We start from the raw sequence: 16,656 nt of genomic DNA on the forward strand, positions 1-16,656 counted from the left end.
AGGGCGCGAAACGTAAGTCCAGAGATCGGAGGCCGTCATGGCCCATACCCACCACGCCGCGGAAAGATTGGCGATTGATCCCGTCTGCGGCATGCGCGTGGACCCCAGGACCAGCAAGCTGAACGCCGATCATCATGGCCACACCTATTATTTCTGCAATCCCTCCTGCCGCACGAAATTCATCGCGAACCCTGAGAAATATCTCAACCCCTCGCTGAAGGAGGAGACGCAGGTGCCGGCGGGCACGGAATTCACCTGCCCCATGCATCCTGAAATCCGGCAGATCGGCCCCGGCGCCTGCGCGATCTGCGGCATGGCGCTGGAGCCTCTCATGGTGACGGCGGAGGCCGCGCCCAATCACGAACTGATCGACATGACCAGGCGCTTCTGGATTGCCCTGGCAATCACCTTGCCGCTGTTCGTGCTGGAGATGGGTGGGCATCTGTTCGGATGGCATGTGGCTTACGGCAACTTCATCCAGTTCGCGCTCGCCACGCCCGTGGTGTTGTGGGCGGGATGGCCGTTTTTCGTGCGCGGCTGGCAATCCTTCGTGACGCGCCATCTCAACATGTTCAGCCTGATCGCCGTCGGAACGGGCGTCGCCTATGCCTACAGCGTTGCGGCCATCTTTGCGCCGCAGATTTTCCCGGCGGCGTTTCAGGATATGCATGGGAAGGTGCCGGTCTATTTCGAGTCCGCCGCCGTCATCACCGTGCTGGTGCTGCTGGGGCAGGTGCTGGAACTGCGCGCCCGAGAACAGACATCGAGCGCCATCTGCGCGCTGCTGAACCTTGCCCCCGCCACGGCGCGGCGCATCAATTCCGATGGCAGCGAGGAGGACGTGGCGCTGGAACAGGTTTCGGCAGGCGACGTGCTGCGTGTGCGCCCCGGCGAAAAAGTGCCGGTGGACGGCGTTGTGACTGAAGGGCGTGGCAGTGCGGACGAAGCCATGGTGACGGGCGAATCCATGCCGGTGAGCAAGGAGCAGGGGGCAACGCTGATCGGCGGCACCATTCTCTCCTCCGGCGGGCTTGTGATGAAAGCCGAAAAGGTGGGGCGCGACACCATGCTGTCGCGCATCGTGCAGATGGTGGCGGAGGCGCAGCGGAGCCGCGCGCCGATCCAGCGGCTGGCCGACAGCGTGGCGGGATGGTTCGTGCCGCTGGTCTTCGCGGTGGCGGCGCTCGCCTTCATCGCCTGGGCTTATTGGGGGCCGGACCCGCGCTTCGCCTATGCGCTGGTGGCGGCCGTTGCGGTGCTCATCATCGCCTGTCCCTGCGCGCTGGGACTTGCCACGCCGATGTCGATCATGGTGGGCGTGGGACGCGGGGCGCGCGCTGGCATTCTCGTGCGCAATGCGGCAGCGCTTGAGCGGCTGGAGAAGGTCGATACGCTGGTGATCGACAAGACCGGCACGCTCACCGAAGGCCAGCCCGCGGTGACGCAGATCATCACCGCCGAAGGCTTTTCCGAAGACGAAGTGCTGCGGCTGGCGGCGGGCGTGGAGCAGGCGAGCGAACATCCGCTGGCCAAGGCCATCGTGAAGGCGGCCATGGCGCGCCAGCTCGCCATTCCGCGCGTCATGGGATTTGATTCTCCCGCCGGCAAGGGCGCCATCGGCATGGTGGAGCGCAAGCGCATCGTATTGGGCAATGCGGAATTTCTTCGCGAACTGAAGATCGAGACGGGCGGTCTTGCTAGTGAGGCCGAAGCCTTTCGGCAGGAAGGTGCCACGGTGATCTTCGCTGCCATTAATGGCAAGGCGGCAGGCGCCATCGCCATTGCCGATCCGGTAAAGACGACGGCGCCGAAGGCATTGGCCGCTTTGAAGGCCGAAGGCTTGCGCATCGTGATGCTGACCGGCGACAACGCCACTACGGCCAAAGCCATTGCAGGCCGCCTTGGCATCAGCGAGGTGGAAGCGGGCGTGCTGCCGGATGGCAAGGCTGAAATCGTCAACAAGCTGAAATCGGAAGGCCGCATCGTCGCCATGGCGGGTGATGGCGTGAACGACGCTCCGGCACTTGCCGCCGCCGATGTCGGCATCGCCATGGCAACAGGCTCCGATGTGGCGATTGAAAGCGCGGGGCTTACATTGCTGAAAGGCGATCTGGCGGCGCTGGTGAAGGCCAGGCATCTCTCCAAAGCCGTGATGGGCAATATCCGGCAGAACCTGTTCTTCGCCTTCATCTACAATGCGGCGGGCGTTCCCGTTGCGGCGGGTGCGCTTTATCCGCTCTTTGGCCTTCTGCTCTCGCCAGCTCTCGCGGCGGGAGCGATGGCGCTCAGTTCGGTGAGCGTGGTGGGCAATGCGCTGCGCCTGCGGTCGCTCAAACTTTAGCGGCCATTCTGCTTGCGTTGCGGGCGGGGGCAGGCCACAGTCCGCCCGCAACCAGCGAACGTGCTTCACCCGTGACGAAACCCTGCATCATCACCGTCGCCATCACCGGCTCCGTGCCCCGCAAGGAGAACAATCCCGCGGTGCCCATCACCGTGGCTGAACAGGTGGAGTCAACCCACGCCGCCTTTGAGGCGGGTGCATCGATAGCCCATGTGCATGTGCGCAATGACGACCAGACGCCGACATCGAACCCTGAGCGTTTCGCGCAATTGCTGGAAGGCCTGCGCAAGCATTGTCCCGGCCTGATCGTGCAGTTCTCGACCGGTGGGCGTTCGGGAAAGGGATCGGAGCGAGGCGGGATGTTGCATCTGGGCTGCGACATGGCCTCGCTCTCCACCGGGTCCTGCAACTTCCCGACCATCATTTATGAAAACCATCCCACGCTGATCCGCGAACTGGCTGATCTGATGCGCCAGCATCATGTGAAGCCCGAGATCGAATGCTTCGACATCTCCATGCTCTATCAGGCCTTCCGCATGGCCGATGAGGGCATTCTGGAAAAGCCACTGCACGTTCAGTTCGTGATGGGCGTGAAGAACGCCATGCCGGTGGTGCGGCAGGCCTTTGATTTCTTCGTGAACGAGGTTGAGCGCATCGCGCCCGAAACGACATGGGTGGCAGCGGGCATCGGCAAGGATCAGTTGACGGTGAACCGCTGGTGCCTGGAGCGCGGCGGCCATTGCCGCACCGGCCTTGAGGACAATATCCGCTGGGATGAAACGCGCCTTGCCAAATCCAACGCCGAGCTGGTGGGCCGGGTCGCCGCCCTGTGTGCGAACTATGACCGCCATCCCGCCAGCTTCGCCGAGGCCCGCGCCCTTCTGGGCCTGCCACCATTCACGTTGTAGAAAACTGGAGTGCCGAGATGTATCTTGAAAAATTCCGCCTTGATGGAAAGATCGCCGTGGTCACCGGCGGCGCGCGCGGCATCGGCTATGCGATTGCCGATGCGCTGAGCGAGGCGGGGGCCACCGTCGTCATCGCCGACATGAATGGCGAGGGCGCGAAAGACGCAGCGGCGAAACTCGCCGCCAAGGGGCGCAAGACCTCGAGCGAGCAGCTTGACGTGACCGACCCCCGCGCCGTCGAAAAGGTGCAGCAGGCGATCGTGAAGCGTCATGGCCGGGTGGATATTCTCGTCAACAATGCGGGCATCGCCATTTCCAATGAGCCCGCCGAGAGCATGAGCGACCCCACATGGCTCAAGGTGCTGGACGTCAACCTCAATGGCGTCTTCTGGTGCTGCCGCGCCTTCGGCAAGGCGATGCTGGAACAAGGATCAGGCAACATCGTCAACATCGGCTCGATCTCCGCCGACATCGTGAACAAGCCGCAGGAACAGTCGCAATACAATGCGTCCAAGGCGGGCGTCCATCACCTCACCCGCTCGCTGGCGGCGGAATGGGCCACACGCAAGGTGCGGGTGAATGCGGTGGCTCCGACCTATATTGAGTCCGACATGACGAAATCGGTGGCCGAAGGGTCCAGCATGATGAAATACTGGCTGGACGGCACGCCCATGGGCCGCATGGGCCAGCCGTCTGAAATCGCCGCCGTGGTGCTGTTCCTCGCCAGCGACGCGTCAAGCCTGCTGACCGGCTCCATCGTCATGGCGGATGGCGGCTACACCTGCTGGTGAAGCTGCGCTAGACTGAGGCCTTGTGAAGGAGTTGGTGACATGAGCGATGTCCGTCAGATGATCCCGCGCGGCACAGTGGTGAAGCTGCCGCTGGGCGATCATGTCGAGCGCAATCCCGGCACGGCGCTGAAGCCTGAATGGTTCGAGGATGCGCAGGTGAACCTCTCCGCCGCCGAACGCCGCGCCGCCACACTGGGCACCCGCCGTACCGTGAAGAAGGAGTATCAGGCGGCCTGGCTGGTGAAGGCGCTGCAATGCATCGATCTCACGACACTCTCGGGTGACGACACGCCGGGGCGCGTGCATCGCCTGTGCAACAAGGCCATGCGGCCCCTGCGCGACGACATCGTCGAGGCGCTGGGGCTGGCCGACGCACCGCCGAAGGTCGCCGCCGTCTGTGTCTATCCCTCCATGGTGCCGCCTGCGGTGAAAGCGCTGCGCGGCTCCAGCATTCCCGTTGCCTCGGTGGCGACGGGCTTTCCCGCCGGACTGACGCCGCTGCCGCAACGCCTGGCCGAAATCCGCTATGCCGTTGATCAGGGTGCGGAGGAAATCGACATCGTCATCCACCGCGCCCTGGTGCTGATGCAGGATTGGCGTGCACTCTATGATGAAGTTGCCGCCATGCGCGAGGCCTGCGGCGATGCCCACATGAAGGCCATTCTGGCGACCGGTGAATTGAAGACCCTGCGCAATGTCTACAAGGCCTCGATGGTGGCGATGCAGGCGGGGGCAGATTTCATCAAGACCTCGACCGGCAAGGAAGATGTGAACGCCACCCTGCCGGTGAGCCTCGTGATGGTGCGGGCGCTGCGCGATTATGGCGAACTCACCAGCTACAAGATCGGCTTCAAGCCGGCGGGCGGCCTCAAGACATCGAAGGATGCAGTGTCGTGGTTGATCCTCATGAAGGAAGAGCTGGGCCGCCGCTGGCTGGAGCCTGATCTGTTCCGCATCGGCGCGTCTTCCATGCTGGCCGACATCGAACGCCAGCTCGAACATCATGTGACGGGTCGCTATTCCGCCCTCACCCATCATCCGCTCGCCTGAGGAAATGCAATGCCGCGCGTGAAAGAGATTCTCGACACCATGGACTATGGCCCGGCGCCGGAAGCCAACAGCGCCATCACCCAATGGTTGAAGACCCATGAGGCAGGCTTAGGCCAGTTCATCAATGGCGCTTTCACGAAAGTGGGAAGCGAAACCTTCGACGTGATGAACCCCGCCACGGAGGCGAAGCTGGCGCGCGTCTCGCAGGGAACACCCGCGGATGTGGACCAGGCGGTGAAGGCGGCGCGCAAGGCCTTTCCGGCGTGGGCGAAGCTCGACGGCCATACGCGCGCCACGCATCTCTATGCCATCGCCCGTCTCATCCAGAAGCGCGAGCGCTTTCTCGCCGTGCTGGAAACCATGGACAATGGCAAACCCATCCGCGAGAGCCGCGACATCGACGTGCCGCTGGTGGCCAGGCATTTCTACCATCACGCCGGCTGGGCGGAGCTGATCGCCGATGAGTTTCCGGACTATCAGCCGGTGGGCGTGTGCGGGCAGATCATTCCGTGGAATTTTCCGCTGCTGATGCTGGCGTGGAAAATCGCCCCGGCACTCGCTGCGGGCAACACCGTGGTGCTGAAGCCCGCCGAATATACACCACTGACAGCACTCGCCTTCGCCGAAATCTGCCATGAGGCGGGCCTGCCGCCGGGCGTCGTCAACATCGTGACGGGCGATGGCCGCACCGGGCAGGCGCTGGTGGAGCATCCCGATGTGGACAAGATCGCCTTCACGGGCTCGACAGAGGTGGGCCGGCTGATCCGCAAGGCCACCGCCGGTTCCGGCAAGAAGCTGTCGCTCGAACTCGGCGGCAAATCGCCCTTCATCGTGCATGAAGATGCCGATCTCGACGCGGCGGTGGAAGGCGTGGTCGACGCCATCTGGTTCAATCAGGGGCAGGTGTGCTGCGCGGGCTCTCGCCTTCTCGTGCAGGAAGGCATCGCGGAAAAATTTCTAGGCAAACTCCGCCGCCGCATGGAGACGTTGCGCGTCGGCGATCCGCTCGACAAGTCGGTGGACATGGGGCCGGTTGTCGATCCGGTGCAGCTGAAACGCATCCGCGAGATCGTGGCGAAGGGCCAGGACGAGGGCGGCACGCTGCTGCAGGCCTCCTGCCCGCTGCCGGAGAAGGGCTATTATTTCCCGCCGTCCCTCTTCACCGATGTCGATACCGCGTCCACCGTGATGGATGTGGAGATTTTCGGTCCTGTTGCGGCGGTGATGACCTTCCGCACGCCGGAAGAGGCGGCCGCACTCGCCAATCACACGCGGTACGGCCTCGCCGCCACCATCTGGTCGGAGAACATCAACCTGGTGCTCGACACGGCGGCGCGCATGAAGGCGGGCGTGGTGTGGGTCAACTCCACCAATCTCTTCGACGCGGCGGCGGGCTTCGGGGGCTATCGCGAGTCGGGCTTCGGCCGCGAGGGCGGGCGCGAGGGCATGTTTGAATATCTGGTGCCCACATGGGAGGCGGAACTTCCCAAGACTTCGGAGAAAAAAGCAGCGGCTCTCAATATAGCGCCAGCCAAATCCATCGATCTGAAAGGCCTGCCGTCGATTGACCGCACCGCCAAGCTCTATGTCGGCGGCAAACAGGCGCGGCCCGATTCCGGCTACAGCTATTCCGTGCTGAATGCCAAGGGCCAGGCGATCGGGCAGGCGGGGCTCGGCAACCGCAAAGACATTCGCAATGCTGTGGAAGCGGCGGGCAAGGCTTCGGGCTGGTCCTCCGCCACGGCGCATAATCGCGCGCAGGTGCTCTACTACATCGGCGAAAATCTGAACGCCCGCGCCAATGAATTCGCCGCGCGTCTCGAAGCGATGGGGCAATCCGCCAAGGTGGCAAGGGCGGAAGTGGAGGCGAGTCTCCGCCGCATCTTCTGGTATGCGGCACAGGCCGACAAATATGATGGCCGCGTGCACTCCACCAAGACGCGGGAGGTGACGCTGGCGATGAATGAGCCTTTCGGCATCATGGGTCTTCTGTGTGCGGATGAATGCCCGCTGCTGGGTTTCGTCTCGCTGGTCATGCCGGCCATTGCCATGGGCAACCGCGTGGTGGCCGTGCCATCGCCCGCCCATCCTTTCGCGGCGACCGACCTCTATCAGGTGTTCGATACGTCTGATTTGCCCGATGGCGTTGTGAACATCGTGACCGGCGACCGCGACGAGCTGGCGAAGACCTTGGCCGATCACGAGGACGTTGCGGCGCTCTGGTATTTTGGCGGCATGGAAGGGTCCGCTGCTGTCGAGAAGGCTTCCGCCGGAAATCTCAAACCGACCTGGGTGAGCAACGGCAAGGCGCGCAATTGGCTGGACGCGAGTCAGGGGCAGGGCGGCGAATATCTGCGCCGTGCCACGCAGGTGAAGAATATCTGGATTCCCTACGGCGAATAGTGTTCAGGCCAGCAGCGCGCGGGCCGTCTCTTCATTGGTGATCAGCACATTGCAGGAGGTGAGGCGCAGCGCGCCGCGCAGGCTCTCCAGCTTGTCATTGCCGCCAGCGGCAATGACGAGCGTTGGCACAGTGCGCAGCCTTTCCAGAGGGATCGACATGACGCGGCTGTTGACGGGATGATCCAGCAAATGGCCTTTTGCGTCGAAGAAATTGAACATTACATCGCCTACGGCGCCAAGTTGCCGCAACTCCGCGCGCTCGCGGTCGGTAATGAGGCCGAAGCGGAACACGGTTGATGTTGCCGACATGGTGCCAACGCCCATCAGCGCCATGTCACAGCGTTCGGCCCGCTGGATCACCTCATTGAGGCCGCAGCGCTCGATCAGCGCATTACGCGTTTCAGGTAAATCGACTACCGCAGGGGCCTGAAGAAGATAGCAGTCGGCCCCCACGCTGCGCGCGAATTGCCAGGCGAACTCAGACGGATTGAAACGCCTGGCCTGCACGATGCCGCCGAGCAGCGAGACGACCTGAACATGAGAGAGGTCACGCGGCGCAAGCGTCTGGAGTGATTCATAAAGCGTGGCGCCCCACCCCAGGCCGATGGTCATGTTGTCGGCGAGCGCGTCCGACACATACATGCCGGCCGCAACGCCGATGACCTTGGGAAGATGCTCAGGCGAAGTCGGCTCCGGCACCACCACGGCATCCTTGAAGCCGAAGCGCTGCTTCAACTGCGTTTCCAGTTCGAAGCATTCCGCCACTTCGCCTTCGATCCAGATTTTCACCTCGCGCTGGCGGATCGCCTCGTTGATGTTGCGCACCACCGTGACGCGCCCGATGCCGAGGCGCTCCGCGATCTCATGCTGTGTCAGCCCTTCGACATAATACATCCATGCGATGCGCATGCGGTTGCGGGCGATCCGGCCCGCGCCGCGTTCGCCGTTCGCAGGTTTTGCCTTGCGGGGGATGGAGTCGATGTTCATGCGCGGGGTCTCATGGGCGTGGCCTTCATGAAGGCAAGTGTCTTTTCAAAGGACTCAACTCCAGCCTGCGACCCGAGCCCGGTTGCATTGAGCGCCGAGGTGGCCTGCGCGAAGCGCACCGTTGTTTCCGCGTCAAAGCCGTTGACCAGCGCCACGGCAAAGCCTGCATCGAAGGCATCGCCGCAGCCGCAGGTGCATTTGACCGCCACGTCGAAGGCGGGCATGTGAAAGGACGCTCCGGCGGCATCATGATAATATACGCCGTCCCCGCCCAGCGTGAGAACGCAGGCCCTGACGCCGAGATCGAGGAAGAAGCGCGCCAGATCGCGCCGCGCCGTCAATCCGCTGAGCGCCTGCGCCTCTTCGATGGAGGGCATGAAATAATCCGTATACGGCAGGACATCGGCGATGGCGGTCATGTCATCGGGCGAGCCCGCGAAGACATCGACGGTGGTGAGGCAGCCGTTGGCCTTGGCGGCCTTCATCACTTCGCCGTTGCGGCCCTTGTCCATGGCGGTCATCAGCCCCACGCCACCGGCGTGAAAGATTTTCGCGTCAATCACCTTGGGCAGCAGCGCATCATCGACGAAGAAATTGCCGGTGGCGCCCTTCATGTGGAGCGCGGGCCGCGATCCGTCCATGCGCGTGGCGACGATCGAGGAGGACGTGCGCCAGCCTGGCTGGTGCTGGATTGCCGACGTATCAACGCCGAAGCGCGCCAGATGCTGCAACACCCAGTCGCCCATCAGGTCTTCGCCCACACCGGTGACGGCGAGCGTCTTCAATCCCATTTTCGCGGCGGCGATGGCGGCGGTGCCGCCCGCGCCTGAAACAGCGAGCGCAAAATCATCGATAAACACCGTCCCGCCGCCGGGCAGCATCTCCGTAAAGGGCCAGCCCAGGCAGTCATAGGTGTAAAAACCCATCGAGGTGTAGTCGTATTGTGGCACTGTGGCTCTCCCCAGAGCGAAGGCCCGACTATGCCAGCATCAGCACCGGGTCTTCAATGAGGCTGCGGAAGGCCTGCAGGAGTTCCGCTCCCACGGCGCCGTCGACGGCTCGGTGATCGCAGGAGAGGGTGCATTTCATGAGCGTCCGTAGCGCCGGCTGCCCGTTCACGGGCACGAAGCCTTCGATGCCAGCGCCCACTGCCAGAATACTGGCATGCGGCGGATTGATGATGGCCGTGAATTCCTCAATGCCGAACATGCCGAGGTTGGAAATCGCCGCCGTGCCACCCTGACAATCGGCCGGTTGGAGTTTGCGGGCGCGCGCCTTTGCCGCCAGCGCCTTCATCTCCTGCGAAATCTGCGCCAGGGTTTTCGTCTCGGCACCCCGCACCACCGGCGTGAACAGGCCGCCCTCGACGGCAACCGCTACGCCCACATCGCTGGCGTGATGGCGGAGGATGCCGTCCTCAGTCCACGTGACATTGGCGGTGGGAACTTTCTGCAAGGCCAGCGCCATGGCCTTGATGATGAAATCATTTACTGACAGCCGCCACAGCGGTTTCTTCTCTGCATCAAGCGGCGCGGAGGCGTTCAGCCGCTCGCGGGCGGCGAGCAGGGCATCAAGCGTGCAGGTCACGGTGAGATAGAAATGCGGGATGGTCTGCTTTGACTGCGTGAGGCGCTGGGCAATGGTGCGCCGCATGCCATCAATCGGCTGCACATCGAAGCTGCCGGGTGCATAGAGCTTTGCCGGGTCATCCGCCGCACGTGATGGAGCAGCCGGAGCCGGTGCCTTCTCCTGCGCCTTTCGCACATCATCGGCGACGATCCGTCCGCGCGGGCCGCTGCCGGTAACCCCCGCGAGCATGACACCAGCCTGCCGCGCCAGGCGGCGCGCCAGCGGCGTGGCGCGAAGGCCATCGGAAATGGAAACGATTTGCTGGGCGGACGGGGCAGGCGCTGCCGCGATGCTCTGCGACTTTTGTTCAACAGCGGCGGCTTTGGGCTGCGGAATCGAAACCGCCTCGCCTTCCGCATAGAGATAGGCGACGGCACTTCCGACGGCGGCTGACTGGCCTTCGGCGACAATGATGTTACGCACGATGCCGTCGGCGGGCGCTTCGATCTCCATCGCCGCCTTATCGGTCTCGATCTCGAACAGCGCCGCGCCCTTCTTGACGGCCTCGCCATCCTTCACATGCCACTTGCTGATCTTGCCGGTCGCCATATCCATGTCGACGCGGGGCAGAATGACCTCGATCGCCATGGCTCAGGTCCTGCCGGTGACGAGATTGCGAAGCGCCTCCACGATGCCCGGCACCTGCGGCACGGCGGCCTTCTCAAGCTGCGGATTATAGGGAATGGGCGATTCAGCACCACCGAGACGCAGGATCGGCGCGTCCAAATAATCAAACGCCTCACTCTCGGCGATGCGGGCGCTGATCTCGGCACCGATGCCCAAAGTTTTCACGCCTTCATAGACACAGGCGAGGCGGGTGGTTTTCTTGACGCTCTCGATGATGGTCGGCGTATCCATCGGACGAAGAGTACGGAGATCGATTACCTCGACGCTGATGCCTTCGGCGGCCAGCGTCTCGGCGGCTTCCAGCGCCTTGTGTACCATGATGGAAGTTGCCACTACAGAAACGTCTGTCCCCTCGCGGCGCACCAGCGCCTTGCCGATGGGAATGCGGTAGGCCTCTTCCGGCACATCGCCCTTGGTCTTGTAGAGGAGCTTGTGCTCGAACACCATGACGGGATCGGGATCGTCGATGGCCGCCAGCAGCAGGCCCTTCGCATCATAAGGCGTTGACGGCTGCACCACCTTGAGGCCCGGCACATGGGCGAGCCACGCTTCGAGGGACTGGCTGTGCTGGGCCGCAGCCCCAGTGCCCGAGCCTGCGGGAAAGCGCATGACCAGCGGCACTGACACCTTGCCGCCCAGCATATAGCGGAGCTTGGCCGCCTGGTTGGCGATCTGCTCCATGGCCAGCGTTGCGAAATCCGAGAACTGGAATTCCAGCACCGGCTTGCTGCCGGCAAGGGCCGCGCCCACTGCCACGCCCGCCTGGCCCAGTTCGGCAATCGGCGCGTCAATCACCCGGTCTTCACCGAAGCGGTGCACCAGATCGCCCGTCACCTGAAAGGCGCCGCCATAGACGCCGATGTCCTCGCCCATCAGGAACACGCGCTCGTCTGCCTGCATGGCCTGCGCCAATGCTTCCTGGACGGCCTGCGCATAGCTCAGTTCGCGGGCCTCGCTCATGCCGCTGCTCCCGTGGTGTAGACGTCGCGCGTCACTTCGGACGTATCGGGATCAGTGCCGCCTTGCGCGAACTGGATGCCATCGGCAATCTCGACTTCCGCCGCCGCGCGGATGGCTGCCACCTCATCCTCGCTGGCAATGCCATGGGATACCAACTCGGCTTCGAAATGGGCGATGGGATCGCGCGCCTTCCATTCCTCGATCTCTTCCTTGGTGCGGTAGCGGTTGCGGTCGGAGCGCGAATGACCGCGCGTGCGGTAGGTCTTGCACTCGACCAGCGTGGGGCCCTCGCCGCGCCGCCCCCGCGCGATGGCCTCGTCAATCGCCTCAGCCACATCGGCGATGTTGTTGCCATCAACGATGATGCCCGGCATGCCATAGCCTACCGCGCGGTCAGAGACGTTGGAGACGGCCATCGAGCGTTCGGTTGAAACCGACATGCCGTATTTGTTGTTCTCGCAGACAAACACCACCGGCAGCTTCCAGATCGCCGCCATGTTGAGCGCCTCGTGGAAGGCGCCTTCATTGGAGGCGCCATCGCCGAAGAAACACATGGCCACGTCATCGCGCTTCTGCCGCTTGATGGCGAGCGCCGCGCCGACGGCAATGGGGATGCCGCCCGCCACGATGCCATTGGCGCCAAGATTGCCAGTAGCGACATCGGCAATGTGCATGGAGCCGCCGCGGCCCCGGCAATAGCCCTCTTCCTTGCCGAAGAATTCCGCGAACATCAGCTTGGGATCCGCCCCCTTGCCGATGCAATGACCGTGGCCGCGATGGGTGGAGGTAATGTAGTCGGTGGTACGGAGCGCCATGGTAGAGCCGACGGCAGAGGCTTCCTGGCCGATCGACAGATGCATGGTGCCGTGGATGAGGCCGCGCATATAGGCCTCTTCCGCCCCTTCCTCGAAGCGCCGGATGAGATACATGCGGCGGAGCGCCTCTTTCAGCTGGGCGGCATCGCGGTAACGGTAAAAAGGCCGCGCATTGGCGGCCGCCTTGCGTGGGGACGGTTTCATGGGCGTATCCTCAGGAGTGATTAGGATACTTTTGTTCTCGGAACTGTCAATATGTATTATATTGGCTGACGTCAGCGCAGCGGCACGAAGGCAGGCTCAGCGGCGCTGGCCGGTGGTTGCACTGGCACCAGAAAGCTGCGGAACAGGCTGGCCGTGCGCGCCCAGCTGAAGGTCTGCGCTACTTCCAGAACGGTGGCCCGGTTCAGCTTCAGCGCGCCTTGAACGGCGGCAGCGAGGTCAGCCGACAGGCAGCCCGACGTTCCATCGGAGACCACGTCGATGGGCGACGGCACATTATAGGCGGCAACCGGCGTGCCGCAGGCCATGGCCTCCAGCATGACCAGCCCGAAGGTATCGGTGCGGCTGGGAAATACCATCACATCGGCGGCGGCGAGTGTGCGCGCATAATCCTCGCCATGGCGGAAGCCGAGAAAATGCGCAGCGGGGTAAAGTTTCTGCAGTTCTTCACGCTCCGGCCCATCGCCCACCAGCACCTTGGTGCCTGGCACATCCAGGGACAGAAAGTCCTTGATGCCTTTTTCAACCGCCAGCCGGCCGGCATAGAGCAGGATGGGGCGCGGCAGCTTCAGATGATCGTCCTCGTAAGGGTGAAACAGGGCATGGTCGACGCCGCGCGACCAGACTTTCACATTCTTGAAGCGGCGTTGGGAGAGTTCGCGCCCGATGGAAGGGGTGGGCACCATCACGCCCTGACTCGGCGCATGGAAATGCCGGAGGATGCTCCATCCCAGCGCCGTGATGCCGGGCAGCGGAATGCGCGCCGCCGCATATTCGGCGAAACGGGTGTGAAAACCGGTGGTGAAGCGCCAGCCATTGGCAAGGCAAGCCCGCCGTGCCGCCCAGCCCAGCGGGCCTTCGGTGGCAATCTGGATGGCGTCGGGCGCGATGGCGCCGATTTCCCGCGCCATGGCGCGCGCGCTGGTGCGGGTGAGTGAAATTTCGCTGTAGAACGGAAACGGCCAACTCTTCCGGCCCTCCGGCGTAATGAAACGCACGCCATCGCCCGCCGCCCGCAATTCGCGCGCCACGGCATTCAGTGTACGGACGACGCCGTTAACCTGCGGGTGCCAGGCGTCGGTGATGATCAGGATGCGCATGCGCTGGCGTCGGGCTTTCGGTGGGAGCGGCGAGGGTATTCCAGTCGAGAATTTCAAACGTGCCGTCGAAGTGCTCTACGAGGGCCGTGCAGCTTTCCACCCAGTCGCCGTCGTTGAGATAGTGGATGCCGTCAATCATGCGGTCGTCGGGCGTGTGGATATGGCCGCAGATGACGCCTTCGCACCGGCGCTGCCGGGCCTCGCGCACCACCGCTTCCTCAAACCGCGAGATGAACTCCACCGCCTTCTTGACCCGGTTCTTGAGATAGGCGGAGAGTGACCAATAGGGCAGGCGGAAAAAACGCCGAACGCGGTTCACCGCGCCATTGAGCGTCATCGAAAACTCATAGGCCTGGTCGCCCAGCCTGGCGAGCCAGGGCGCGAAGCAGACCACGCCATCGAATTTGTCGCCATGCAGCACCAGATAGCGCTTACCATTGGCGCCGACATGCACGGCTTCCTCCAGAACGGCGACGCGGCCGAAGCGCAAATTCACGAAGTCGCGGAAATTCTCGTCATGATTTCCGGGGATATAGATGAGCCTGGTGCCCTTGCGGGCCTTGCGCAGCAGCTTCTGGATCAGGTCGTTGTGCAACTGGTCCCAATGCCACGCCTTGCGCAGCGCCCAGTTGTCGACGAGATCGCCGACGATATAGAGCTGCTCGCTTTCCGTCACCCGCAGGAACTCAAGCAGCGCTTCCGTCTTGGCGCGGCGCGTGCCCATGTGGATGTCGGAAATGAAGATGGCGCGGTAGCGCAGGGGATGTGGGCCGATGTAGCTCATGAGTCGTTCAGCGTTGCTCCTGCGCCCTTCCATCCGACTCCCGTGAAACTTTTATGACGGTGCGGACACGCCGCCGTCATTGCTCCGTAAACGGAGCGTCATCGAGCCTCCCTAGTTGGAGAATGGCCATGAGGCTGAGGGAGAATCGTCACAATGAGCGATGCGGCACTTGTTGATGCAGGCGGAGCGCGGAAGAAGAGCTTGCTGAAGCGCGCCGTTCACCGCAGCCCGGCGCTGTCGGCGGACGGCGTGATGGAACGGCTTTTCACCTTCGCCTTCCGTGGGCTCGTATACCCCCAGATCTGGGAAGACCCGGCGGTGGACCTTGCCGCCATGGACGTGAAACCGCATCACCATATCATCGCCATCGCCTCGGGCGGCTGCAATGTGCTGAGCTATCTGACCGCCGATCCGGCGCGCATCATCGCCGTTGACCTGAACCGGGCGCATGTGGCGCTCACCCGGCTGAAGCTCGCAGGGCTTCGGCATCTGCCGGACTGGCAGAGCTTCTACCGCTTCTTCGGCGAAGCTGATGAGCGCGGCAACCCGCAGCTCTACCGCCATCATCTCAAAGGCGCGCTCGACGACACCACCCGCCGGTATTGGGAAGGCCGGACATTCGTCGGCAAGCGCCGTCTCTCCGTCTTCCGTCGCAATATCTATCGCAGGGGATTGTTGGGCCGCTTCATTGGCGCAGGCCATGTGGCCGCGCGGTTTTATGGCTGCGATCTCTCAGGCCTTCTCCGGCAGCGCTCGATGGCGGAACAGCGCGCCTGGTTCAACCGCGAGCTGGCGCCGCTTTTTGACAAGCCGCTGGTGAAATGGGTGACCAACCGCCGCGCCTCACTGTTCGGGCTTGGCATCCCGCCGGCGCAATACGAGGCACTGGCGGAAGGCCGGCCAATGTCGAACGTGCTTCAGCAGCGGCTGGAAAAGCTCACCTGCGATTTTCCCTTGCGCGAAAATTATTTCGCCTGGCAGGCCTTTCACCGGGGCTATGCGCCAGGTGGATCGGGCCCGGTGCCACTTTATCTCGAGGAGCGGAATTTTCCGAAACTCAGGGCGCGTGCGGGCCGCGTGAGCGTCGAGCAGGTTTCGCTGACCGACCGGCTGAATGCCATGCCGGCGGGAAGCGCCCATCGCTTTGTGCTGCTCGACGCGCAGGACTGGATGACCGATGATCAACTCAATGCGCTGTGGCGCTCCATCACCCGCGCGGCGGCGCCCGATGCGCGGGTGATCTTCCGCACTGCCGGTACCCGCAGCATTCTTCCCGGCCGCGTGAGCCCGGAGATTCTGGCAAAATGGACCTATTTCGAAAACCTCTCGCGCGAACTGGGCGCGCGCGACCGGTCTTCGATCTACGGCGGATTTCACATTTATGAACTCGGCTGACAATGCCGCCGGCGCCATGGACCGCATGTATCGAGGCCAGCGCCATATCTATGATGCAAGCCGCCGCTACTATCTTCTGGGACGTGACCGCCTGATCGCATCGCTGAAGCCGCCCGCAGTCGGCACGGTGCTGGAGATTGGATGCGGCACGGGGCGCAATCTCATCCATGCCGCCCGCCGCTATCCCGGCTGCGTATTCTACGGCATCGACATATCCAGCGAGATGCTGAAAACCGCTTCCGCTGCCGTGGCGCAAGCGGGCCTGTCTTCGCGCATCACGCTGGCGCAAGGCGATGCCACGGCTTTCGATGCGCGCAGCCTGCTGGGCCGCAGCCGTTTCGATCGCATTTATTTTTCCTACACCCTGTCGATGATCCCGCCGTGGCAGAGCGCGCTCGCCCATGCCATGGGCCTTGTGGGCGAGGAAGGCGAATTGCATCTCGTCGATTTCGGGCAATGCGAGGGCCTGCCTGCAACCGCCCGGGCTGCGCTGTTCCGCTGGCTGGCGCTGTTTCATGTCGAACCGCGCCAGCGCCTGTCCGAAGTTTTGGAAGACCTTGCGCGTAAACATGACGCCACGCTGGAATTCACGCCGCTCTATCGCGGCTACGCCTGGCAGGCGCGGTTCGTCCTTTCTTGATTTC

The 16,656-nt window shown here is 63.3% G+C and carries 14 protein-coding genes; 7 read left to right on the top strand and 7 right to left on the bottom strand.

Going from position 1 to position 16,656, the window contains the following annotated elements:
* The first annotated feature begins 37 nt into the window (after window positions 1-37).
* The 5 genes from QM694_RS18270 (at window position 38) to QM694_RS18290 (ending at window position 7,493) form a co-directional block, all read left to right on the top strand.
* Entirely contained in the window at window positions 38-2,341 is a 2,304-nt protein-coding gene (locus QM694_RS18270; RefSeq protein WP_415008335.1) for a heavy metal translocating P-type ATPase, read from the top strand.
* A gap of 71 nt (window positions 2,342-2,412) precedes the next feature.
* Complete coding sequence (locus QM694_RS18275) at window positions 2,413-3,249, top strand: 3-keto-5-aminohexanoate cleavage protein (RefSeq protein WP_415008336.1); 837 nt, start codon at window positions 2,413-2,415, stop codon at window positions 3,247-3,249.
* Between the two features lie 17 nt (window positions 3,250-3,266).
* Window positions 3,267-4,040: an SDR family NAD(P)-dependent oxidoreductase gene (locus tag QM694_RS18280; RefSeq protein WP_415008337.1), complete on the top strand. Its 774-nt coding sequence runs from the start codon at window positions 3,267-3,269 to the stop codon at window positions 4,038-4,040.
* Between the two features lie 57 nt (window positions 4,041-4,097).
* Window positions 4,098-5,090 (top strand): deoxyribose-phosphate aldolase, encoded by a 993-nt coding sequence (gene deoC / locus QM694_RS18285; protein WP_415008661.1) that lies wholly within the window; start codon window positions 4,098-4,100, stop codon window positions 5,088-5,090.
* Between the two features lie 9 nt (window positions 5,091-5,099).
* Window positions 5,100-7,493 carry an aldehyde dehydrogenase family protein gene (locus tag QM694_RS18290; RefSeq protein WP_415008338.1) on the top strand — a complete coding sequence of 798 codons (2,394 nt, stop codon included), beginning with the start codon at window positions 5,100-5,102 and terminating at the stop codon, window positions 7,491-7,493.
* A gap of 3 nt (window positions 7,494-7,496) precedes the next feature.
* On the opposite strand, the gene QM694_RS18295 is transcribed toward QM694_RS18290, so the two are convergent.
* From QM694_RS18295 to QM694_RS18325, 7 genes are all read right to left on the bottom strand, one after another.
* Window positions 7,497-8,480: a sugar-binding transcriptional regulator gene (locus tag QM694_RS18295; protein WP_415008339.1), complete on the bottom strand. Its 984-nt coding sequence runs from the start codon at window positions 8,478-8,480 to the stop codon at window positions 7,497-7,499.
* Window positions 8,477-9,430 (bottom strand): carbohydrate kinase family protein, encoded by a 954-nt coding sequence (locus QM694_RS18300; protein WP_415008340.1) that lies wholly within the window; start codon window positions 9,428-9,430, stop codon window positions 8,477-8,479. Before QM694_RS18300 ends, QM694_RS18295 begins: the two co-directional genes overlap by 4 nt.
* A gap of 28 nt (window positions 9,431-9,458) precedes the next feature.
* Complete coding sequence (locus QM694_RS18305; RefSeq protein WP_415008341.1) at window positions 9,459-10,697, bottom strand: dihydrolipoamide acetyltransferase family protein; 1,239 nt, start codon at window positions 10,695-10,697, stop codon at window positions 9,459-9,461.
* Window positions 10,698-10,700: 3 nt separating this feature from the next.
* Window positions 10,701-11,696, bottom strand: a complete 996-nt coding sequence (locus QM694_RS18310; protein ID WP_415008342.1) for an alpha-ketoacid dehydrogenase subunit beta — start codon at window positions 11,694-11,696, stop codon at window positions 10,701-10,703.
* Window positions 11,693-12,715 carry a thiamine pyrophosphate-dependent dehydrogenase E1 component subunit alpha gene (locus QM694_RS18315; RefSeq protein ID WP_415008343.1) on the bottom strand — a complete coding sequence of 341 codons (1,023 nt, stop codon included), beginning with the start codon at window positions 12,713-12,715 and terminating at the stop codon, window positions 11,693-11,695. Before QM694_RS18315 ends, QM694_RS18310 begins: the two co-directional genes overlap by 4 nt.
* 71 nt (window positions 12,716-12,786) lie before the next feature.
* On the bottom strand, window positions 12,787-13,833 hold the full coding sequence (locus tag QM694_RS18320; protein ID WP_415008344.1) for a glycosyltransferase family 4 protein: 1,047 nt from the start codon (window positions 13,831-13,833) through the stop codon (window positions 12,787-12,789).
* The gene (locus QM694_RS18325) at window positions 13,790-14,617 is read right to left on the bottom strand and encodes a UDP-2,3-diacylglucosamine diphosphatase (RefSeq protein WP_415008345.1); all 828 of its coding nucleotides are present in this window, start codon (window positions 14,615-14,617) and stop codon (window positions 13,790-13,792) included. Before QM694_RS18325 ends, QM694_RS18320 begins: the two co-directional genes overlap by 44 nt.
* Window positions 14,618-14,770: 153 nt before the next feature.
* Between QM694_RS18325 and QM694_RS18330 the strand changes: the two genes are divergently transcribed.
* Together QM694_RS18330 and QM694_RS18335 are read left to right on the top strand one after the other, a co-directional pair.
* The gene (locus QM694_RS18330; protein WP_415008346.1) at window positions 14,771-16,012 is read left to right on the top strand and encodes a DUF3419 family protein; all 1,242 of its coding nucleotides are present in this window, start codon (window positions 14,771-14,773) and stop codon (window positions 16,010-16,012) included.
* On the top strand, window positions 15,999-16,652 hold the full coding sequence (locus QM694_RS18335) for a class I SAM-dependent methyltransferase (protein ID WP_415008347.1): 654 nt from the start codon (window positions 15,999-16,001) through the stop codon (window positions 16,650-16,652). The genes QM694_RS18330 and QM694_RS18335 overlap by 14 nt, the downstream gene beginning before the upstream one ends.
* Window positions 16,653-16,656 lie beyond the last annotated feature (4 nt).

It is taken from the genome of Aestuariivirga sp., assembly GCF_047602625.1.
Lineage (GTDB): Bacteria > Pseudomonadota > Alphaproteobacteria > Rhizobiales > Aestuariivirgaceae > Aestuariivirga.